The organism is Alkalihalophilus lindianensis, assembly GCF_032843265.1.
GTDB lineage: Bacteria > Bacillota > Bacilli > Bacillales > Bacillaceae_D > Alkalihalophilus > Alkalihalophilus lindianensis.
On the sequence record NZ_JAWJBA010000417.1, the window covers coordinates 1 to 267 of the forward strand.

Genomic DNA, 267 nt, shown 5'->3' on the forward strand with positions numbered 1-267 from the left:
GTAACATAATGGGGATAGACACTTGCGACACTCATTGTATAAATCCGATGTTTGGTCATGATACATCCTCCCTTTCATCTATGTATGCCTCGCCCTTTTCTCTGTCTAAATATTCGGTTTCTCCATCTATCTGCAATCTTACTCTAGACGTTTTGTGCATCTGCCACTCTTGCAGATCTTATAATATAACACAAATTATTAACATAAAATTCTCTTTGAGCAACCTCCATCTAATCCTGTCCTCCGATTATTAAAACTCTTTTTTGC

The 267-nt window shown here is 37.1% G+C and carries 1 pseudogene; it reads right to left on the reverse strand.

Features of this window, described 5'->3' with window-relative positions:
- Nucleotides 1-73: 73 nt before the first annotated feature.
- Nucleotides 74-230: pseudogene (locus RYX56_RS26325) on the reverse strand (GNAT family N-acetyltransferase); the annotation flags it as partial.
- Nucleotides 231-267: the final 37 nt, after the last annotated feature.